The organism is Staphylococcus pasteuri, assembly GCF_003970495.1.
Lineage (GTDB): Bacteria > Bacillota > Bacilli > Staphylococcales > Staphylococcaceae > Staphylococcus > Staphylococcus pasteuri.
On the sequence record NZ_RXWW01000010.1, the window covers coordinates 24453 to 46955 of the forward strand.

At 32.4% G+C, this 22503-nt stretch carries 17 protein-coding genes; all 17 read right to left on the reverse strand.

All coding sequences use genetic code 11. The features are described 5' to 3' along the window. Nucleotides 1–20: 20 nt before the first annotated feature. Nucleotides 21–488 (reverse strand): ribosome maturation factor RimP, encoded by a 468-nt coding sequence (rimP, locus tag CD121_RS01090; protein WP_017638370.1) that lies wholly within the window; start codon nucleotides 486–488, stop codon nucleotides 21–23. A 197-nt stretch (nucleotides 489–685) separates the two neighbouring features. Continuing rightward, a complete protein-coding gene (locus CD121_RS01095) occupies nucleotides 686–4996 on the reverse strand; it encodes a PolC-type DNA polymerase III (RefSeq protein WP_126567301.1) in 4311 nt (1436 codons plus the stop codon). 295 nt (nucleotides 4997–5291) lie between these two features. Continuing rightward, nucleotides 5292–6992: a proline--tRNA ligase gene (locus CD121_RS01100; RefSeq protein WP_126567296.1), complete on the reverse strand. Its 1701-nt coding sequence runs from the start codon at nucleotides 6990–6992 to the stop codon at nucleotides 5292–5294. A gap of 19 nt (nucleotides 6993–7011) precedes the next feature. Then, nucleotides 7012–8298: an RIP metalloprotease RseP gene (rseP, locus tag CD121_RS01105; protein WP_126567297.1), complete on the reverse strand. Its 1287-nt coding sequence runs from the start codon at nucleotides 8296–8298 to the stop codon at nucleotides 7012–7014. A 242-nt stretch (nucleotides 8299–8540) separates the two neighbouring features. Further along, on the reverse strand, nucleotides 8541–9323 hold the full coding sequence (locus tag CD121_RS01110) for a phosphatidate cytidylyltransferase (RefSeq protein ID WP_017638374.1): 783 nt from the start codon (nucleotides 9321–9323) through the stop codon (nucleotides 8541–8543). 6 nt (nucleotides 9324–9329) lie between these two features. After that, nucleotides 9330–10100, reverse strand: coding sequence for an undecaprenyl pyrophosphate synthase (uppS, locus tag CD121_RS01115; RefSeq protein WP_029055443.1), 771 nt, complete (start codon nucleotides 10098–10100; stop codon nucleotides 9330–9332). A gap of 230 nt (nucleotides 10101–10330) precedes the next feature. Continuing rightward, nucleotides 10331–10885, reverse strand: coding sequence for a ribosome recycling factor (gene frr, locus CD121_RS01120; protein WP_017638376.1), 555 nt, complete (start codon nucleotides 10883–10885; stop codon nucleotides 10331–10333). A 15-nt stretch (nucleotides 10886–10900) separates the two neighbouring features. Further along, nucleotides 10901–11623: a UMP kinase gene (gene pyrH, locus CD121_RS01125; RefSeq protein WP_017638377.1), complete on the reverse strand. Its 723-nt coding sequence runs from the start codon at nucleotides 11621–11623 to the stop codon at nucleotides 10901–10903. Between the two features lie 138 nt (nucleotides 11624–11761). After that, the gene (gene tsf / locus CD121_RS01130; protein ID WP_017638378.1) at nucleotides 11762–12640 is read right to left on the reverse strand and encodes a translation elongation factor Ts; all 879 of its coding nucleotides are present in this window, start codon (nucleotides 12638–12640) and stop codon (nucleotides 11762–11764) included. Between the two features lie 151 nt (nucleotides 12641–12791). Continuing rightward, entirely contained in the window at nucleotides 12792–13580 is a 789-nt protein-coding gene (rpsB, locus tag CD121_RS01135; RefSeq protein WP_029055444.1) for a 30S ribosomal protein S2, read from the reverse strand. Between the two features lie 293 nt (nucleotides 13581–13873). Beyond that, nucleotides 13874–14647: a GTP-sensing pleiotropic transcriptional regulator CodY gene (codY, locus tag CD121_RS01140; RefSeq protein WP_017638380.1), complete on the reverse strand. Its 774-nt coding sequence runs from the start codon at nucleotides 14645–14647 to the stop codon at nucleotides 13874–13876. A gap of 23 nt (nucleotides 14648–14670) precedes the next feature. After that, nucleotides 14671–16074 carry an ATP-dependent protease ATPase subunit HslU gene (gene hslU / locus CD121_RS01145; RefSeq protein WP_126567298.1) on the reverse strand — a complete coding sequence of 468 codons (1404 nt, stop codon included), beginning with the start codon at nucleotides 16072–16074 and terminating at the stop codon, nucleotides 14671–14673. 90 nt (nucleotides 16075–16164) lie between these two features. After that, nucleotides 16165–16707, reverse strand: coding sequence for an ATP-dependent protease subunit HslV (gene hslV, locus CD121_RS01150; RefSeq protein ID WP_017638382.1), 543 nt, complete (start codon nucleotides 16705–16707; stop codon nucleotides 16165–16167). A 3-nt stretch (nucleotides 16708–16710) separates the two neighbouring features. After that, complete coding sequence (xerC, locus tag CD121_RS01155; RefSeq protein WP_126567299.1) at nucleotides 16711–17601, reverse strand: tyrosine recombinase XerC; 891 nt, start codon at nucleotides 17599–17601, stop codon at nucleotides 16711–16713. A gap of 165 nt (nucleotides 17602–17766) precedes the next feature. Then, nucleotides 17767–19074, reverse strand: coding sequence for an FADH(2)-oxidizing methylenetetrahydrofolate--tRNA-(uracil(54)-C(5))-methyltransferase TrmFO (gene trmFO, locus CD121_RS01160; RefSeq protein WP_029055445.1), 1308 nt, complete (start codon nucleotides 19072–19074; stop codon nucleotides 17767–17769). Between the two features lie 112 nt (nucleotides 19075–19186). Beyond that, entirely contained in the window at nucleotides 19187–21262 is a 2076-nt protein-coding gene (topA, locus tag CD121_RS01165) for a type I DNA topoisomerase (protein WP_026083538.1), read from the reverse strand. Between the two features lie 177 nt (nucleotides 21263–21439). Then, complete coding sequence (dprA, locus tag CD121_RS01170; protein ID WP_070451344.1) at nucleotides 21440–22309, reverse strand: DNA-processing protein DprA; 870 nt, start codon at nucleotides 22307–22309, stop codon at nucleotides 21440–21442. Between the last annotated feature and the right edge of the window lie 194 nt (nucleotides 22310–22503).

The following is a 22503-nucleotide window of genomic DNA, read 5'->3' on the forward strand; positions in this document are numbered from 1 at the left end:
GATTTTTCCTCCTCACCACGTTAAAGCATTACTGCGTGACGTGCTTTTGCAATTTTATTGCGTGGTATTTCTATCGTTTTAGTTTTAGATTTTTCTTTAACTTCTATTAGTATAATATCCTCTTTGACATCTTTTAAAATACCTAACCATTCTTTTTCTTTTTCAATAGGTGCATAAAGTGATACAAAGATAGGATGTGTAATTGCATCTTTAAGTGCTTTTTCATTTTTAATAGGTCTTTCAGCACCTGGAGAAGCAACATCAAGGTAATACATTTCAGGTATAGGATCGTTTTCATCCATTGCTTCGCTGATTTTTTCAGATGCTAACGTACAATCATTTAAATCAACGCCACCATCTTTATCTATAGAAATTCTTAAAAAATGATCTTTACCTTCTTTAACATACTCAATTTCAACTAGTTCAAAGTTAAGGTCATCTAATACGGGTTGAATAATAGGTTCTACTTGTTCAGCTATTTTACTCATACAGGCCTCCCTTTTAGGCAAATAGAAAAGAGCGGGTATATGCCCACTCTTTTGCCTGAGTTACTAATTTTTTAAGCAACATAAGTATATCATAAGTTTCACTTGTAAACAAATCACAGCATAATCACTATGGTTGTTCATTAAAATGAAATAGTTATTCTATAAATTGATTACTAAAATTAACTCTTATTTTAAATTTACATATCGAAAATTGATAATTGTGCTTTATCAGGTAAGCCCGGTAATGAACCTAAATCATCTAAGTATTCAATTACTTTTTGTGATAGACCTGCTTTTTTATTTAAGTCTTCTTTTGATAAAAATGGTCCTTCTTCTCGCGCTTCAACAATTCTCTTAGCAACGTTTTCCCCTAGTCCTGGAACAGCAATAAACGGTGGAATTAAACTGTCATCTTCAATTATGAAATCGAATGCTTGGCTTTTTTCAAGGCTGATAGGCTGCATGCGGTAACCACGATGTGCCATTTCATTCATAATTTCAAGAACAGTTAACACGTCTTTTTCTTTTTTGCCTAAATCCATATATCTTGAGTACATATCTTTAACTGTATTTTTAATACTTTCTTTATCTTTAATCATTGTAATTAAATCAAAATCAGATGCTCTAACAGTAAAGTATGATGCATAATAATATAGTGGATGATGCACTTTGAAATACGCAATACGAACTGCCATTAATACATAGGCAGCTGCATGGGCTTTAGGGAACATGTATTTAATCTTACGACATGAATCTAAATACCAATCTGGGACATCATTTTCTTTCATAGCTTCAACCATTTCATCAGTCAAACCACGACCTTTACGCACAAACTCCATCGTTTTGAAGGCCATAGAAGGCTCTAACCCTGCATACATTAGATACACCATAATATCATCACGACAACCAATTACTGATGATAGATCACAAATGCCTGCACGGATTAATTCTTGTGCATTACCTAACCAAACGTCTGTACCATGAGATAATCCTGAAATTTGAACTAACTCAGAGAAAGTAGTTGGCTTAGTATCTTCGAGCATTTGTCTTACGAATCCAGTACCGAATTCAGGGACGCCAAACGTACCTGTTTTACATAAAATTTCTTCTTCAGTAACGCCTAAACTTTCAGGACTACTAAAGATTTTCATCGTCTCTTTATCATCAACAGGTATCGTATGAGGATCAATGCCAGATAAATCTTGTAACATACGTATCATTGTAGGATCATCGTGTCCAAGTATATCGAGTTTCAATACATTATCATGAATTGAATGGAAATCGAAGTGTGTTGTCATCCAAGCTGAACTCTGATCATCGGCTGGATATTGTATTGGTGTAAAATCATAAATATCCATATAATCTGGAACAACGATAATACCACCAGGGTGTTGACCTGTAGTTCTCTTAACGCCTGTACAACCTTTAACTAAACGGTCAACTTCTGCGCCACGTTTGTGAATACCTTGATCATTTAAATAACCTTTAACGAAACCGAATGCTGTTTTTTCAGCAACTGTACCGATAGTACCTGCACGGAAAACTTTATCTTCACCAAACAATACTTTTGTATAGTTATGTGCATTGGGTTGGTATTCACCACTAAAGTTCAAGTCAATATCGGGTACTTTATCCCCTTTAAATCCTAAGAATGTTTCGAACGGGATATCTTGTCCTTCTTTAATTAAATCATTACCACATTGTGAACATTTCTTATCAGGTAAATCAAATCCTGAACCAACAGAACCGTCATCAAAGAACTCACTCGTTTTACAGTGCGTACAAATGTAATGAGGTGGCAATGGATTAACCTCAGTAATCTCTGTCATCGTTGCCACAAAACTTGATCCAACTGATCCACGTGAACCAACTAAATAACCATCATTTAATGATTTTTTAACTAAACGTTGTGAAATTAGATAAATAACTGAGAAACCATTACCTATAATACTATCTAATTCTTTCTCTAAACGATCAATAACTATTTGAGGTAGGTCCTCGCCGTATAACTTTTTAGCATTGCTATAACTTAATTCTCGAATTTCCTCGTTAGCTCCATCCATTCTCGGTGTATATAGTTTGTCTTTAATCGGAACAACACGTTCAATTCGGTCAGCTAAAGCATTAGTATTAGTTACTACGAGTTCATATGCTTTTTCTTCGCCTAAAAAGTGTAACTCATCTAACATTTCATCAGTTGTTCTAAAATGTGCTTCTGGTAATGTCGAACGATTTAACGGATTACCTGGTTGTGAAGCAATAAGTATTTTACGTGCAATAGCATCATGTTCATATAAATAATGTGCATTACCTGTCGCAATAACTGGGATATTCGCACTTTTACCCGCTTCTATTAATCGATTATAGATTTCATGTAATGTTTCAGTATCTCTGATAAGTTCTCGATCGATTAAATCTTGATACAATGCAGGAGGTTGTACTTCTATAAAGTCATAATATTTAGCTATTTTTTCAACTTCAGATTGATCACGTTGCATTACTGCAGTGAATAACTCACCTTCATCGCATGCAGTTCCAACAAGTATACCTTCTCTATATTCATTTAATAACGATCTAGGGATTCTAGGTGTTCTGTAATAATAAGTAACTAGCGATTCACTTACTATTTTAAATAGATTTTTCAATCCTTGTTGGTTTTGTACGATTAAAGTGACGTGTGAAGGTCTTGCCCTTTTATAAGCATCTTCATTGGTTAACTTTTTATTTATATCAATATGGTTAGTTACACCTAATTCTTTCATTTGTTGTACCATTTTAATGAAAATATAAGCAGTTGCTTCGGTATCATAAATGGCTCTGTGATGTTGTGTTAAATCCACGCCATATTTTTTGGCAAGGAAATTCAAACCGTGTTTTCCGTATTCTGTATTGATTGTACGTGATAATTCTAACGTATCAATAACTCCGTTAGTTGATGGTCCAAAGCCTAATCGTTCATAACCCGTGTCAATGAATCCCATATCGAAAGAAGCATTGTGAGCTACAAATATTGCGTCGCCAACCCATTCTTTAAATTCTGTAAGCACTTCTTCGATTTCTGGAGCATCTGTTAACATGTCATCTGTAATATGTGTCAAGTTAATGATTGTTTCGGATAGTTTTTCATGTGGGTTACTGAATCTCTCAAATTTATCAATGATTTCTCCATCGTGTACTTTAACGGCAGCTAATTCAATAATCTTATCGTATTGGTTTGATAAACCTGTAGTCTCAACGTCGAATACTACATAGGTAGCATCTTTTAAATCTCGATCAGTAGGTTTATATGCAATTGGAACGCCATCGTCTACTAACATACCTTCCATACCATATATCATCTTAATACCATTTTTCTCAGCTTCTGCATGGGCATCTGGAAATGCTTGAACAACATTATGGTCAGTAACAGCTATAGCTTTATGTCCCCATTGAGCGGCTTGGTCAACATATCCGCTAATATTAGGAATACCATCCATTTGACTCATTGATGTATGTAAATGGAATTCAACTCTTTTTTCTTCAGATTTATCTTTTTTAGGAGATTTTTTAATTTCTTCTATGTCAGACATCATCATAACTAGGTCTCTGACAAATGTATCTTCTTCGATACGACCTTGTGCACGTACCCATTTACCTACACTTAATGCTTTGAAATGATCTAAATCATTTTTATTTTTACGTGTAAACATTTTTAACACTAATGAATCGGTATAATCTGTTACTTTTAATTCTACAATGTGGCGTCCACTTTTTAACTCTTTTAAGTTGATATCAAAAATAACACCTTCTACAGCCACTTTAAATTCTTCTTCGATAATAGACTCTATAGAACGTAGATTTTCAACTTGAATTGGTTTACCAATTTGACACTTATCTACATCACTTTCATTATTATCTTGTTGTTTAGCTTTTTCAGCTTTCATTTTTTCTAATTTTTCAGTAGCTTCTCGTGCACTTTGTTCATCTTCTTCTTGAATATGTGCTTCTAGTGACGCTAAGTCATCATCATGATTGGTATTATCTGTTTCAAACACAATTTTATCAATATCAAATCCGCAATTTTTAAATGCTGCTATTAAACTACCATTACATGCTTTATCAAAGTGATTACGCTCGATATCATTAGATACCATTACTTTTAAAATGTTACCTGACATAATCAAACGTTTTTGTTTTAACTGACCTTTAACTTTAGGTGACAATGCTGTTTGTTCGATACAATGCCCAAAATATTTGATAGCATGTTCATCTTGATTATCTGTATTTTTTACTGTGAAATAGCATTTTACAGTAGCTATTTCTTTAAACTCTTCTACTATTGCATGATTAAAGAGTAAGTAGTCTTCATGTGATAAAAAATGCGGCAATGTAATATGAAATTCCCATGTTCTGTTTTTACTTGAGACATTAATTCTTGTTAACTCGCCTTGCTCTATGATTTCTGAATCTAACTGATTAGAAATTTTAATTTGATCAGCAAGTACTTTAAATTTTTCCTGATTTGTCATTGCCAATACGAAAACCACCTTAAATATATAATTCTCTCGAAAATTCCCATGATTAATATGATATCAATGCTACAAATTATACTGATTTATGCTATGAAGTTCAAAGCAAATTTATATTATATTATATTATATTATACGCTTAAATGACTTATATTTCATTGATTACATTTTGAAATTTTAAAAGAAAATAAAGGAGTGGATAAGAACTCAATTTGAATTCGTTATCACACTCCTACTCAATGCTCGAATACTAAATAATGTAAATATTTCTTATACAATATTTATTAATCGTAATTTAGTTTAATGTTAAATATAAATCTTTAATGTAATCTTCTAATTGATCAATATGAATTTCTTCACTTTCTCCTGTTGAACGTTGTTTTACTTCAACAATTCCTTCTGAAGCAAGTTTACCCACAACAACTCGAATAGGTAATCCAATTAAATCTGAATCATTAAATTTAACGCCGGCACGCTCTTGTCTATCGTCATATAATACATCATATTGCTTCATTAATTGATTATACAATTGGTCTCCAAGTTCGCGTTGGTCATCTTTTTTAGGATTAATAGTGATTAAATGTAAATCAAATGGTGTTACTGATTTAGGCCAAATAATTCCATTATCATCATTATGTTGTTCAACGATTGCACTTAACGTTCTTGATACACCAATTCCGTAACATCCCATAATAAGCGGCTGAGCTTTTCCTTGATTATCTAAGAACGTTGCGTTCATTTCTTCAGAATATTTAGTACCGAGTTTGAATACTTGTCCTACTTCAATTCCTTCAGCAAATTGTGCAGCAGAACCATCAGCTAATGTTTCTCCTTCGAGAATGAATCTAAAGTCTCCAAATTCATCTACTTTAAAATCACGGTCTAATTGTACATTATCGAAGTGATATCCATCTTCATTTGCACCCACAACTAAATCAGATAAATCTTTCACAAAATGATCTGCGTAAATTTTTATATCTTTATCGTGAACTGGACCTAATGAACCAGGACTAGCACCCAATAAATTGACAATTTCATCTTGCGTAGCCATTTCAATATTATCAGTACCAAAATAAGCTTTTAATTTTACGTCATTTAATTCATGATGCCCTCTAACCAACACCATTATAAATTCGCCATCTACTTTGAAAATCATTGTTTTAACAATCTCATCTAACGGTCTGTTTAAAAAGTCTGCTAATTCTTGAGATGTTTTAACACCTGGTGTAGCTATTTTTTCCATAGCTTTACCGCTTGATTCTTTAGGATTGGCATGATATACGACTTCAGCTTTCTCAATATTCGCAGCATAGTCTGTCTCGTTACTATAAACAATAGTATCTTCACCAATTTCACTTAATGCCATAAATTCGTGAGTATGACTACCACCAATAGCACCAGAATCTGCTACAACTGGACGCGCATTGATACCTACACGTTTAAAGATGCGATCATATGCGTTATACATGTCTTGATATGTTTCATCTAATGAAGCTTCATCAGCATGGAAAGAATATGCATCTTTCATAATAAATTCTCTTCCACGTAGTAAGCCAAAACGAGGACGTTTTTCGTCTCTGAATTTAGATTGAATTTGGAATAATGTTATCGGTAATCGCTTATATGATTTTAATTCATCTCTTACAAGTGATGTTACGACTTCTTCATGTGTTGGTCCTAGTGCAAATTCGCGTCCATTACGGTCTTTTAAACGCATTAATTCAGGACCATAGGCACCCCAACGACCTGATTCTTCCCATAATTCAGCTTGCTGTAACGCTGGCATTAAAATTTCAACAGCATCCACGCTTTCCATTTCTTCACGAATAATCTTAGAAATGTTATTAAGTACACGAGTTGCTAGTGGTAGATAACTATAAATTCCACTCGTACTTTGTTTAATTAAACCTGCTTTTAATAGTAATCTATGACTTAAAGCTTCTGCTTCTGCAGGTACTTCTCTCATTGTTGGTATAAAAACTTTAGATTGTTTCATAGTAACTTTGCCTCCCTATTTATAAGAAATATCGTTGTATGTCATTCCAAGTAACTAAGATCATAATAATAATTACGAAAATAGCGCCGACTGCAATAATAGTCGTTTCTGCTTTTTTGTTTATAGGTTTTCTAAATATTGCTTCGTAGAAAACAAATAAAATACGTCCGCCATCTAATGCAGGTATTGGTAATAAATTCATAATTCCTAAGTTAACACTTAATAGTGCTGTATAAGTAATTAAATTAATGATACCTGATTTCACCACTGAATCCACATTATGGTATATACCAACAGGACCATTTAACATATCAAATGAAAATCCGCCTGTGAAAATACTAGCTATCATTCCGACAACAGCTGTAAATATTAAAGTGCCTGCTTTGAAGAATTGTTCAACACCCATAACTAAAGGTTTAAATACGGTGTGTTCTTTCTCTGGTATAAAACCAATTTGATAAACGGTTTCAGATTTATTTTTAGTTTGTTTGATTTCTCTTTTCTTAGGTTCTAAATCAATTGATTTAGTCTTGCCATCTCGATCAACTTTAATAGTTGTTTTAGCAGATTTATTTTTATCTAAAACCTTTTTAATATCATTGTAGTCTTTAACCTTATGATTGCCGACTTGTACAATTTTATCTCCAGCTTTTAGGCCTGCTTTTTCAGCTGGTAAACCTTTTGCCAAATCTCCTACTGTTGTTGTAGGTGTACCTTGATAATAAGCTAACCCAATAAATAAGACGATTGCTAAAATAAAATTGAATAATGGTCCTGCAAATAATGTTAAAAATTTAGGTAAAGGTTTTTTATGTGTGAATTGACGATCTCTTGGGGCAATTTGAATTAAACTACCATTTTCAACAAAATATGCTTTCTTAGCAATATTAAAGTGATGTCGTTCTTCATCATATGAAGTAATTCCTTCAATAAATAAATTATCTTTAAAATCACATTGTTTTACTTCAATTGCTTCAATTTGTTGAAATTTGTGTTGATCATCTAAGATGATATGTGTAATTTCATCTTGTTCATTTAATTTAATTTTAACGTTCATACCAGGTTCAACAGGTGGTTCTTCAAGTCCATCTCCTGCCATACAAACGTACCCACCTACAGGTAAAATTCGAATTGTATATAAGGTTTCATCTTTTCTAAAACTAAATATTTTAGGGCCCATACCAATAGCAAATTCCGGGCACATAATGCCTGCTCTTTTAGCAAAGAACATATGTCCATATTCATGAACAGTGACTAGTACACCAAATACTATGATGAACGCTAATATTGTAATTAAATAGCTCACGCGCTACACCTCAATTTTTTAAGTAATATTTCAATTTATAACTTCCATTAATAATAAGACAATAATAAAAACATTATATTACGATTACCAAATTTAGCATACAAATTTGGATAAGCATTTCAAAATTTCTAATTTTTCCATAAAAGTTATGTATAAGTTATGAAAAGGAGTTAAGAAATGATAATTCATTTCAATAACTCCCTCATTATAACATTATATTTATTTGAAAATGATTGATGATATTAAATTTGAATTAAAAGAATGTTTAATAATGGTAATACAAACATAAAGCTATCAAATCTATCTAATATACCACCATGTCCTGGTAAAATTCTTCCTGAATCTTTAACACCAAAATGTCTTTTAAATCCTGATTCTACTAAATCACCTAATTGACCAAACATGCTTAAAATAATAGTTACAAGCAATAGTAACCATACATTTAAGTTGAAGTCTACAAAAAATTGCATGAGTAGAGGTACTAATAAACTACAGAAAATACCACCTATAAATCCTTCAATTGTTTTATTAGGACTAATAACCGGCCATAATTTGTGTTTTCCCATTAAACGTCCAAACAAATAAGCACCAGTGTCAGTTAACCAAACAATCAAGAATGCAAATAATATATAATGTAAACCTTCAGAACGTGTTTCATAAAAATACATAAAGCCTATTCCTACGTATGCAACACTCATTAAACAAAATGCCGCATCCATAAAACTAAATCTATTTTTAGATAAAACAGTATAACTTAACACTATAAAACTCATAGCAATTAAACTTTTCAATTGAATGACTTGTACCCAATTTCCAGCATCTTGTGGCAACATAATGATAATTAATCCAATAGCACTAATAATCCCTGGAATTGATACAAATTTAATCATATTCATATTTAAAAGTTCTTTTAATGCAATTAATGCTAATAAATTAGCAAAAAGCATTAGTACTAATCCACCCTTTAATAGGATGGGCAAGAATATTAATAGAGCAATAATTGCTGTCAATGTTCTTACTTTCATACTACTTTACTCCTCACTCAATCCTCCAAAACGTCTTTGGCGAGATTGGTAAATTTTTAAACAATTTTTCAATTCTTCACCATCAAAGTCTGGCCATAATTTTTCATTAAAAATGAATTCACTGTATGAAACTTGCCAAATTAAAAAGTTACTTATTCTTTGTTCGCCAGAAGTTCGAATTAATAATTCTGGATCAGGATAATTTTGGGTCATTAAATGCTGATCTATCATCGTTTCATTAATATCATTACTATTAAGTCCTTTTTCTTGAAACTCATCAAATATCATCTTCATACTTTGGACAATTTCAGCACGACCACCGTAATTAATTGCAAAAATTAATTTCAATCCTGTGTTATTTTTTGTCTTTTCTTTGGCATGATCAATAGCTTCGATTGTTGATTTCGGTAACCCTGTTTGAAAACCAATTGTTTCTACTTTCACATTCTTTTCAATTAATTCAGGTAAAAATGTTTTTAGAAAATTAACTGGTAAATTCATAATATAGTTTACTTCACTTTCAGGTCTAGACCAATTTTCAGTGGAGAAAGCGTATAAGGTAAGATATTTGATACCGATATCACTAGCTTCTCTTGTGACTTTCTTGATTGTTTGCATACCTTCATAATGTCCTTTTATGCGAGGCATTCTGCGTTTTTTAGCCCAACGCCCATTTCCATCCATAATAATAGCAACATGTTCAGGTATATTATGTAAATCTAAATCATTAAATTGATTATTTTCACTCTTGTTATTATTTCTAAGCTTTTTAAACATGGTCTTTCCTCCGAGCCTGATCATCTCTGTAATATAGTATAGGTTGTTTAAACAATCATCTACCATTTTATCATACTCATTTATAGCATTGAATAAGCAAATAAAAAAACTGTACCAAAGTCTTACTTGGTACAGTTTAGACTAGAATGAAAATAGCATCATTTTGTCTTTCAATTTCATCTCCAGATGTATTGTACCTGGTAAGATGAAACTATCGCATTAAAGTTTAATTACACTGACATAATGTCTTTTTCTTTATCATCTACTAATTGATCAATTTCTTTAATTGAATTATCAGTAGCTTTTTGAACATCGTCTGTTTGACTTCTTAAATCGTCTTCAGTAATGTCACCATTTTTTTCATCTTTTTTGATTTGGTCGTTTACGTCACGACGGATGTTTCTTATAGAAACTTTTGCGTCTTCACCGATTTTTTTAACTTCTTTAACTAATTCTTTACGACGTTCTTCAGTTAAAGCAGGTACAGAAATACGAATTACTTCACCGTCACTAGTTGGATTAACACCAAGGTTAGCAGCGTTTATAGCTTTTTCGATATCAGCAACAGATGATTTATCATATGGTGAAATAACAAGTAATCTTGCTTCAGGAACATTAATACTTGCTAATTGTTGCACTGGCGTTGGTGCACCATAGTAATCTACATTTACACCATTTAATAAATTAGAATTGGCTCTTCCTGCACTAATATTAGCTAATTCTTTAGATAAACTATCGATTGATTTTTGCATTCTTGATTTAGTATCTTTAATAATGTCACTCATTTTTTACACCTCGTATTATTTTGTAATTAATGTACCAATTTTATCGCCCATAACAGCACGTTTAATGTTGCCTTCTTCCATAATTGAGAACACATTTAATGGAATATTATTATCCATACAGAATGATGATGCTGTTGAGTCCATAACTTGTAATCCTTCTTGTAACATTTGAATATGTGTTAAATGTTCATATTTAACTGCATTTTTATCTACTTTAGGGTCAGCTGAATATACGCCATCAACATTATTTTTACCCATTAAAATGACATCAGCTTCGACTTCAGCTGCACGTAAAGCTGCTGTAGTATCCGTAGAGAAATAAGGATTTCCAATTCCAGCCGCAAAGATAACAACACGTTTCTTCTCTAAGTGACGAATAGCACGACGACGAATATATGGTTCTGCAACTTGTTTCATTTCGATTGAAGTTAATACTCGAGTATCGCAATCTAATTGTTCAAGGCTATCTTGTAAAGCTAAAGCGTTCATAACTGTAGCTAACATGCCCATATAGTCAGCAGTACCGCGATCCATACCTAAATCGCTTCCTGTTTTACCTCTCCAAATATTACCGCCACCAACGATGACAGCAATTTCACAATCCATTTTTGCTACTTCAGCAACTTGTTTAGCTACACTTTTAATGATCATTGGATTTATACCAAAACCTTTGTCACCTGCAAGTGCTTCACCACTAAGTTTTAAGACTACACGTTTATATTTTGAAGTTTGAGCCATTTTCTTATCCTCTCTATAGTAGAAATATGTAAAAGTATATAAGTAAAGAAGACACGGATGTCTTCTCTAAAGCAAAGTATTTACTTCACTTTGAGAAAACCTTTCAGGTGTCTTCTTTCTTGTTAACAATATGACTAATTATTTCATTTGTCCTTTAACTTCATCTGCGAAGTTTTCTTCACGTTTTTCCATACCTTCGCCTACTTCATAACGTACGAAGTCAACAAGTTTACCACCTTTAGATTTTAAGAAAGCTTCAACTGTTTCGTCTGGGTTTTTAACGAAGTTTTGGTCAACAGCACAAATTTCTTGTAAATATTTACGTAAACGACCTTCAACCATTTTTTCAACGATGTTTTCTGGTTTACCTTCGTTTAATGCTTGTTGTTTAAGTACTTCTTTTTCATGGCTAATTTCATCTTCGCTTACTTGATCAGATGAAACGTATTTAGGGTTGATTGCAGCGATATGCATAGCAACATCTTTAGCTGCTTCTTCGTCAGTAGTACCTTCAACAACTGTTAATACACCGATACGTCCACCCATGTGTAAATAAGCACCAAAAGCATCGTTATCAGTTTTAGTTCTAACTGAGAAACGACGGATACTTAATTTTTCTCCAATTGTAGAAATAGCTTCTTTCATTTTTTCGTCAACAGTTTTACCGTCTTCAAATTTAGTTTCCATTAATGCATCAACTGATTCTGCTTTTGTAGCAAGAACTTGGTTAGCAATTTCTTTAACTAAATTTTGGAAACCTTCGTTACGAGCAACGAAGTCTGTTTCTGAGTTGATTTCAACGATAGCTGCTTCGTTACCATTTATTTCAACATGTACAAGACCTTCTGCAGCGATACGATCAGCTTTTTTAGCTGCTTTAGCAATACCTTTTTCACGTAAGTAGTCGATCGCTTTATCCATATCACCATCAGTTTCAGTTAGCGCTTTTTTACAGTCCATCATACCAGCGCCAGTTTTTTCACGTAATTCTTTTACAAGTTTAGCTGAAATTGCCATTAATTATTCCTCCAGTATATATAATTCTATTATAGATATATCTAAATTCTACCATTATTGTTAGTAAAATTTCCAATACTCTATACTTTATTTTTATTTTTTAAAAAAAGGTGATAAGCATTAGTATCTTATCACCCATTTAAACTATAACTTAGTTTGATTCAACAGAAGTGTTTTCTTCAGTTGTTTCTGCTTTGTCAGATTCTTCTTTATCATCTAAATTGATGTTTTGTTCTGCAGCTACTTCTTCGTTTGATACACCTTGTTGACCTTCTAAAACAGCGTCTGCCATTTTACCAGTTAATAATTTAACGGCACGGATAGCATCGTCGTTTGCTGGGATTACATAATCAATTTCATCTGGGTCACAGTTAGTGTCAACAATACCCACGATTGGAATATTTAATTTACGTGCTTCAGCAATTGCGTTGCGCTCTTTACGAGGATCAACTACGAATAATGCTTGAGGCATAGTTTTCATATCACGAATACCGCCTAAGAATTTAATTAAACGGTCGTATTCTTTTTTAAGTTCAACAACTTCTTTTTTAGGTAATACTTCGAATAATCCGTCTTCTTCCATTTTTTCAATTTCAGAAATACGTTTGATTCGTTTTGAGATTGTTTTGTAGTTAGTTAAGATTCCACCTAACCATCTTTGGTTAACGTAGAATTGTCCAGCACGTTCTGCTTCAGCTTTAACTGATTCTTGTGCTTGTTTTTTAGTACCTACGAATAAGACTTTACCGCCATCTTCAGATACTTGTTTAATAAAGTTGTATGCTTCTTCAACTTTTTTCACTGTTTTTTGTAAGTCAATGATATAAATACCATTTCTTTCAGTGAAGATATATTTTTTCATTTTTGGGTTCCAACGACGTGTTTGGTGGCCGAAGTGAACACCAGCTTCTAACAATTGTTTCATTGATATAACTGCCATTATAAATTCCTCCTATTGGTTAATTACCTCCATAACAAACTCATATAAAGACAATAATTAAATATTGCACCCTCTATATTTACATTTATTATGTGCGTATTGGCTTCATAGCCGAAAATAAATATATCATAATTTGATGTTTAATGCAATGGCTTTCTACTGATTAGTTGAATGTAATTGAGCAACTTTTAATCTCTTAATTAATGTTAAAATCACAATCAAAAAACAACTGAGTAGATAACATAAAAAAGGTTCAGGTATAAAAGTACACTACCCAAACCTAAATTGATTTATTATTTATTTCGCTCTAATTCGTCTAAGAATTTTTCTTTTTTAACTTTTATAAATGTACCCTTCATACCTAGTGAACGTGACTCAATAACACCAGCACTTTCAAGTTTACGTAAAGCATTAACAATTACTGAACGAGTAATACCAACTCTATCAGCTACTTTAGATGCGATTAGTAATCCTTCGTTACCACCTAATTCATCAAAGATGTGTTCAATAGCTTCTTTTTCAGAATATGATAATGAATTAATCGCCATAGTAATTGAAGCTTTATCGCGTGCTTCTTTTTCTACTTCATTGTGTTTTTCACGTAAAATTTCCATTCCGATAACAGTAGCTGCATATTCACCTAAAACTAAATCGTTTTCGTTGAAATCGTCTTGTACTCTTCCTAAAACTAAGGTACCTAATCTTTCTCCTCCACCTAGTATAGGGAAAATAGTTGTTTTACTATTAATAAATACTTCTCTATTTTCTGGAGGGAATACAGTTAAAACATTATCAATATCAATATTTGATTGTGTTTCTTTTACGTCCATTAATTGATCAGTGTATTCTGCAGGGATGTGTCTATCTTCAAGCATGTGAATGATACGATCACTTTTAAGTAATTCGTTTAAACTTGATCCTAAAATTTTACCTCTTCTCGACACGATGAATACATTTGTAACTGTAACGCTACTAATTGTTTGGGCTACGTCCTTAAAATCTACTGCGATGCCTTTGTGTTTCTGTAATAAAGTGTTTAACTCTCTTGTTTTAGATAATAAGCTCATAATTTTTCTCCTTCTTTGTATATTTATAGAATAAATGCACTTAAATCTTTATTTGTTGAGATTGATTTTAATTTATCGTCTACATATTGCGGTGTAATATCAACTACAGCATTTGGCATGCTTGGTGCCTCAAATGATAAATCCTCTAACATTTTTTCTAATATTGTGTGTAATCTACGAGCACCAATATTATCTGTATCTTGGTTAACTTGATATGCGATTTCAGCTAATCGAGTAATAGCTTCGTCAGAGAAATTAACAGTTACTTCTTCTGTTTCAAGTAATGCTTCATATTGTTTAACTAGTGATAATTTAGGTTCTTTAAGAATTCTTACGAAGTCTTCGACTGATAGACTATCAAGTTCTACTCTAATTGGGAATCTACCTTGAAGTTCTGGAATTAAATCACTAGGCTTAGAAACATGGAATGCACCAGCACCAATAAATAGCATGTGTTCAGTATTTACAGTACCATATTTAGTTTGAATCATGCTACCTTCAAGGATTGGTAAGATATCTCTTTGAACACCTTGTCTTGAAACATCTTGTCCGCTATTTTGGTTATTTGTTGCCACTTTATCAATTTCATCAATAAAGATAATTCCCATTTGTTCTGCCAATTCTAATGCTTCTTGGTTTGCAGTTTCTTGATCAATTAACTCATCAGCAAAATCATCTGCTAATATTTTACGTGCTGTTTTAACTGGTACTTCACGTTCAACTTTCTTCTTAGGCATAAGTTGATTCATCATATCTTGCATTTGTTGATTTTGATTCGTTCCTAACATGCCTAATGCACCAGGATCTTGTTCAACTTTAATACGTACTTTTTCTTCTTCTAACTTACCTTCTTGAAGTTGTTGCTTGATTTCAGAACGTTTTGTTTTAATCTCTTCTGTTGGTGGTTCTTCCTCTTCTTCATTGTTCTGATTAAAATTAGGAATAGCACCACCAAAAAGTGATTCTAACGGATTGTTTCCTTGAGAAGCTTTTTTCTTCATACTTGGAACTAACAATTTAACTAGTTTGTCATTGGCTTTTTGAGTTGCTTCATCTTTAACCAATTCTTTCTTTTCATCTTTGACTAAACGAACGGATACATCTACTAAGTCTCTTACCATGCTTTCTACGTCTCGTCCTACATAGCCAACTTCAGTAAATTTAGTTGCCTCTACTTTAATAAATGGCGCACCAACAATTTTAGCCATTCTACGAGCTATTTCAGTTTTACCAACACCAGTTGGTCCAATCATTAAAATATTTTTAGGTGCAATTTCTTGTTTAGATTCTTCATCTAATAAACTTCTTCTGTATCTATTGCGTAGGGCAATGGCCATTTTTCTTTTTGCGTCATCTTGCCCGACAATATATTCATTTAATCGAGATACAATATCTTTCGGTGTTAATTTAATACCATTTGTATCCATGAATGCTTTACCTCCATATATCATAAATTACTTGAAATTAGTGTTATTTAATTTATATACAAATCAATTTGCTCGAATGATTAAATATATTTATAATGTTTCAACTATAATATTATCATTTGTGAATACACAAATGTCAGATGCAACCTTCAAACTTTCATATGCCATTTCTTCAGCAGACATATGTGTTGCATGTCTCTTAAGTGCTCTACCTGCACTTAATGCATAATTCCCACCTGAACCAATAGCGATTAAATCGTCATCAGGTGCTATAACTTCTCCTGTACCACTTACAACTAAAATAGCATCTTTATCCATAACAATTAGCATTGCCTCAAGTTGACGTAGTTGTTTATCTCCTCGCCATTCTTGCGCAAGTTCAACAGCAGCTCTTTCAAGATTTCCGCTAAATTGTTGTAATTTAGTTTCGAATTTTTCAAAAAGTGTAAATGCATCGGCAACACTACCTGCAAAGCCTGCAAGCACTTTACCGTCATATAAACGTCTCACTTTTCTAGCTGTTTGTTTCATAATGACTTGTTGGCCTAATGTGACCTGTCCATCTCCTGCCATTGCAGCACCGCCATTATGTCTAACAGCATATATCGTTGTTGCATGTAATGAATTATCCATAAATCATTCTCCTTTTTTTGCTCGAGGGTGTGCATTGAGATAAACTTTTCTCAATTGTTGATTCGATACGTGCGTATATTTACCAGTTGTTGATAAATTAACGTGACCTAATAAAGATTGTACTGTTCTTAAATCAGCGCCTTGATTAAGTAGATGAGTTGCAAACGTGTGTCTTAACTTATGCGGATGAATATTTGTAACACCTGACGTACGTTTGACCACATCATTAAGTACATATCTTACGCCTCTTTCTGTAATAGGCTGACCCTGCATATTAACGATTAAATAATCATGATCAACATTTTTTAAAGGTTTGAATTCCTCTAAATACCGTTCGATACTTTGTTTACAAAATTCTCCAAAAGGTATAAATCTTTCTTTATTACCTTTACCTAATACTTTGACACCAGGTAAATTCATATCTAAGTCATTTCTTTTTATATTCACTAACTCAGAAACGCGAATTCCCGTGGCATATAGTAATTCAAGTATGAGTTTATCTCTCATGCCCTTTTTATAGTCAGTATCAACTGTTTTAAATAATGCTTCCATCTCTTCTTCATAAAAAAATTGAGGAAGATATTGTTCTTTCTTGGGATGAACAAGTTGAACAAAAGGATTAACGACCGTCTCATCTTGCGTCATCCAATATTCATAAAAAGTACGTAACGTAGAAATTTTACGTGAAACTGTAGTTCTTTTCAAATTTTTCGAATATAAAAAACTTAAATAATTTCTTGCATCTTTATATTCAAAATCATTTAAATCTAAACACTCTTGATCTAAAAAGTGATTAAATTGCACAATATCGTCATGATAAGACTTAAGTGTATGATCTGAAAAATTCCGTTCAACTTTTAACATATAGAGAAACGCTTTTTGAATATCATTCAATAAATTTCGCCTCCATCATATTGAATTGTAGCATATTCGTGGTAGGGCTTACAGTGATTTGATATTCAATTCAAAATCTTTCGAGAATTGTAATGCTATATCTTTATAAGCAGTAACCAACAAAAAACTAGATAGCATTTGCCACCTAGTTCATGTACTTGAAAATTATAAAGTTTTTTTATAATTCTCAAGATATTCTAAAGCACGATTCGCTTGAGTTTCATATCTTTCTTTTTTATCTTTAATACGTTTTTCTAACGATGGTAATAATCCAAAATTAGCGTTCATCGGTTGGAAGTTCTTTTCATTCTTAGCATGAGAAATGTAATATGCCATACTACCAATCATTGTTTCTCTTGGGAAAATGACTTCACCTTTATTTAATAATTTATGTGCCAAGTTAATACCTGAAACTAAACCACTTGCAGCACTTTCAACATATCCTTCTACACCTGTCATTTGACCAGCAAAGTAAATGTTGTCATGTCCAATTAATTCATATTTTTCATTTAAAACATCTGGCGAGTTAATAAATGTGTTTCTGTGCATCACACCGTATCTAACGATATCTACGTTTTCTAAACCAGGAATTAACTTAATAACTTCTTTTTGTGCGCCCCATTTTAAATGTGTTTGGAAACCAACAATATTGTATAGTGTGCCAGCAGCATCGTCTTGTCTTAATTGCACTACGGCGAACGGTCTTTTTCCTGTTTTAGGATCTTCTAATCCAACAGGCTTCATTGGTCCAAATAACAATGTTTTACGACCACGTTCTGCCATAACTTCAAATGGCATACAACCTTCAAAATATTTTTCTTTTTCAAATTCATTTACAGGTGCTACTTCTGCTTCTAAAACAGCATTATAAAAACGATCAAACTCTTCTTCAGTCATTGGACAATTTAGATAAGCAGCTTCACCTTTGTCATATCTTGATTTTAAATATACTTTATCCATATCTATACTATCTTTTTCAATGATAGGTGCTGCAGCATCATAGAAATATAGTTGGTCTTTACCAGTAATGTCTACGATTTCTTTAGCTAAGTTTTCAGTTGTAAGTGGCCCAGTAGCTATTATTGTATAACCCTCTGGAATACTGTGCACTTCTTGATTTAGCACTGTCACATTAGGATGATTTCTAAGTGTATCTGTAATATGACCTGCAAAATCATGTCTATCTACTGCAAGTGCACCACCAGCTGGAACTCTTGCTTTATCTGCTGCTTGAATAATAAGTGAATCCAAGCGTCGCATTTCTTCTTTTAAAACACCTACAGCATTTGTAAGTGCATTACCTCTTAACGAGTTTGAACATACAAGTTCAGCAAATTTGTCAGTGTGATGTGCAGGTGTCTGCTTAACTGGACGCATTTCTATTAAATTTACTTTAATTCCTCTTTTTGCTAATTGGTAGGCAGCTTCAGAACCAGCTAAACCTGCACCAACTACATTGACTGTTTGTGTCATGTTAATGCCTCCTGCTATTCTCATTTATATAAAATTCTAACGAGTAATTTTATTAATAAAACTATAAAAATAGCTCTCGCAATGTAATGCGTAGCTATTTTTATATAGATATCTATTTTTGTACTTCTTCTTTATAATCACAATTTGAACAAGTTACTTGGCTGCTTCTGCCCTTTTTCTTTTCAACTAAGTAATGATTACATTTTGGACAGTCTCTACCGATTGGTTTATCCCATGAAATAAATTCGCATTCTGGATAATTTGAACAACCATAGAAAATTCTGTTCTTCTTAGATTTACGTTCTACAACATCGCCATCTTTACAAGTTGGGCATTTCACGCCAATTGTTTTAACGATGGCTTTCGTATTACGACAATCTGGAAAATTAGAGCAAGCCATAAATTTACCGTAGCGACCCATTTTGATAACCATCGGAGAGCCACATACTTCACAATCTTCACCTGCAGGTTCGTCTTTGATTTCTATTTTTTCCATTTCTTCTTCGGCACGTTCAACGTCCTGTTTGAAACTATTATAAAAATCTCCAACTACTTTTCTCCAATTTGTGTCGCCTTCAGCGATTTTATCAAGAAGTGTTTCCATATTTACAGTAAATTCAACGTCAATGATTTCAGGGAAGTATTCTTTAACTTGTTCATAAACAATTTCCCCTAATTCAGTTGGCATGAATCGTTTACTATCTAATTTGACGTAATTACGTTTTTGAATTGTGTCAATTGTTGGTGCATAAGTTGATGGTCGACCAATTTTTAATTCTTCTAATGTTTTAACTAGTCTAGCCTCTGTAAATCTTGGTGGTGGTTGAGTAAAGTGTTGTGCAGGTTCAATTTGAGTGGCAGTTACTTTATCTCCCTGTTCTAATTTAGGTAATTTATTTTCTTTTTCACTATCTTGGTCATCTTTAGTTTCAACATATAATGTCATGAAACCTTTAAACTTAATTGTTTGACCATTAGCTCTAAATTTAATGTCATTTTGTGTTACATCTAAAGCGATAGTATCTAAAATTGCTGGAGCCATTTGACTTGCAACAAAACGTTCCCAAATCAATTTATATAAACGATGTTGATCACGAGTTAAGAATGGTTTCATATCATCAGGTGTTCTTAAAGTACTTGATGGTCTGATAGCTTCATGGGCATCTTGATCCCCTTGTTTACCAGTTGCTTTTCTTTTAGAAACATATTCGTTTCCGTATTTATCAATTATATAATTTTTAGCTTCAGACTTTGCTTGGTCTGAGATACGAGTTGAATCGGTACGCATATATGTTATTAGACCAACTGTACCTTGTTTCTTTAAATCAATACCTTCATAAAGCTGTTGTGCAACCATCATTGTTTTACGAGCTTTAAAATTGAGTTTACGCGCTGCCTCTTGTTGTAATGTTGATGTTGTAAATGGATTAGCTGGATTACGTGTTTTTTCTTTCTTATTCACGTTAGTGATTTCAAATTCGTCACCATCTAATGCAGCAGTAATTTTTTCAACATCATCTTTTTTATTTAGTTTATAAGGTTTGTTTTTATAATGAAGAAATTTAGCTGTGAATTTAGATTTTTTATATCTAAATTCTCCTTCTATTGTCCAATATTCTTCAGGTTTGAAGTTTCTAATTTCATTTTCTCTATCAATAACAAGTTTCAATGCTACAGATTGTACACGTCCTGCAGATAGACCTTTTTTAACTTTCTTCCATAATACAGGAGAAATATTATAACCAACTAATCTATCAAGTATACGACGTGCTTGTTGCGCATCAACTAGATCCATCTCAATACCTCTTGGGTGTTTGAAACTATCTTTTACAGCATCTTTTGTTATTTCATTAAATACTACTCTGTTTTCTTTTGAATCTTCTAATTCTAATATTTTTGATAAATGCCAAGCAATTGCTTCACCTTCGCGGTCAGGGTCACTAGCCAGGAAAACTTTTTTAGCTTTCTTAGCATGTTTCTTTAATTCTTTAACTACGGGACCTTTACCACGTATTGTTATATATTTGGGTTCATAATTATCTTCAGTGTCCACGCCCATTTGACTTCTAGGTAAATCACGAACGTGTCCCATTGAAGCGATAACTTTATATCTTTTTCCTAAATACTTTTCAATGGTTTTAGCTTTTGCAGGCGATTCAACTATGACTAAATTATCTGCCAAAGTGATTTCCCCCTTGCTAATCTAATTACTAAAGATAAATGATAAACGGTCAATTTTGTTTTTGTCAATGTTTTAATATTTTATGACGCATTTTGTTATATTTTTTAATTAACTATTTGTCTTTTTCTTTAATGATTTTAATCCATTTTATTACAGTCTAATTGCTTAATATACACTATATTCTTAAATTGAATAGTCTTGTAAGATATCATGTTCATTCACAACAATCGTTGCGCCTTCTTGATGCAATAATAAATTCCCTTTTGTTGAGGTATCAAATATTTTTCCTGGTAATACATAGACATTTCGATTTTGTTCAAGTGCACAATCTATAGTAATACGACTTCCACTTCTTTCATTAGCTTCTGTTAATAAAACACCTTTTGATAAACCACTAATCAATCTGTTCCTTGCAGGAAATTTATATTTCGCTATTGGAGAAAATGGTGGATATTCGCTAATAACAATACCTTGTTCTTCAATTTTCTTTCTAAGTGAAAAAGTAGATTTTGGATAATGATGTGTATGTCCATAACCTAATACAGCAATTGTAGGCAAATAGGCATTCAATGTCTGTTGATGTGCCTCACTATCTGCTCCTGCAGCAAGACCAGATACAATTGTAAGTTGAGCTCTTTTAAATGAAGGAAAAAGATAATTAAGTGCTTGGCTTGTATAGTTTGTACACTTTCTAGCACCAACTATAGCTAAAGTTTTATCGTTTTTTAAAATGTCTTTATTACCCTTATAAAATAAGACAAAAGGATAATCATAAATTTCTTTTAATAAATAGGGATAATCTTTATCAAAATAGGTGATATAGTTGATATCTAATTGTCGAAGAACTTTCATAATTTCATTATATTGAAATTGTTTGTAGTCAAGGAACTTAGGCAATAATCGTGGCTGGTATTGAGTAATCCAACAATGTAATAACGATTCTTGTTCATAATCATTAACATGAAAGAGCTGTGGATAATATTGGTTGAGTTGATGTATTTGTGAAGTAGTAAACTGAGCCCAGTATAATTTAAGTAAAAAATGTTTGTTCAAAATCATTGCTCCTTTAATTAAATTATACACAGAAACAACTTGCTTTTGTGTTACAGTTCATAAACATATAAATGGAAAATGTAATTCAATTTTAAGAAGTAAAATTTTAACCATTGTAAATTTTTAAAATCTTCATTAACTTCTATAAAAAAGCTCCCAATATCTTGATAAACAGTGGGAACTTTTTTAATTAT

Coding starts and splice junctions, on each gene's coding strand:
- CD121_RS01110 (WP_017638374.1), bottom strand. CDS start 9,323: ATGAAAGTAAGAACATTGACAGCAATTATTGCTCTATTAATATTCTTG.
- trmFO (WP_029055445.1), bottom strand. CDS start 19,074: ATGACACAAACAGTCAATGTAGTTGGTGCAGGTTTAGCTGGTTCTGAA.
- codY (WP_017638380.1), bottom strand. CDS start 14,647: ATGAGCTTATTATCTAAAACAAGAGAGTTAAACACTTTATTACAGAAA.
- frr (WP_017638376.1), bottom strand. CDS start 10,885: ATGAGTGACATTATTAAAGATACTAAATCAAGAATGCAAAAATCAATC.
- rimP (WP_017638370.1), bottom strand. CDS start 488: ATGAGTAAAATAGCTGAACAAGTAGAACCTATTATTCAACCCGTATTA.
- CD121_RS01100 (WP_126567296.1), bottom strand. CDS start 6,992: ATGAAACAATCTAAAGTTTTTATACCAACAATGAGAGAAGTACCTGCA.
- tsf (WP_017638378.1), bottom strand. CDS start 12,640: ATGGCAATTTCAGCTAAACTTGTAAAAGAATTACGTGAAAAAACTGGC.
- hslV (WP_017638382.1), bottom strand. CDS start 16,707: ATGGATAATTCATTACATGCAACAACGATATATGCTGTTAGACATAAT.
- pyrH (WP_017638377.1), bottom strand. CDS start 11,623: ATGGCTCAAACTTCAAAATATAAACGTGTAGTCTTAAAACTTAGTGGT.
- uppS (WP_029055443.1), bottom strand. CDS start 10,100: ATGTTTAAAAAGCTTAGAAATAATAACAAGAGTGAAAATAATCAATTT.
- CD121_RS01095 (WP_126567301.1), bottom strand. CDS start 4,996: ATGACAAATCAGGAAAAATTTAAAGTACTTGCTGATCAAATTAAAATT.
- rpsB (WP_029055444.1), bottom strand. CDS start 13,580: ATGGCAGTTATATCAATGAAACAATTGTTAGAAGCTGGTGTTCACTTC.
- hslU (WP_126567298.1), bottom strand. CDS start 16,074: ATGGATACAAATGGTATTAAATTAACACCGAAAGATATTGTATCTCGA.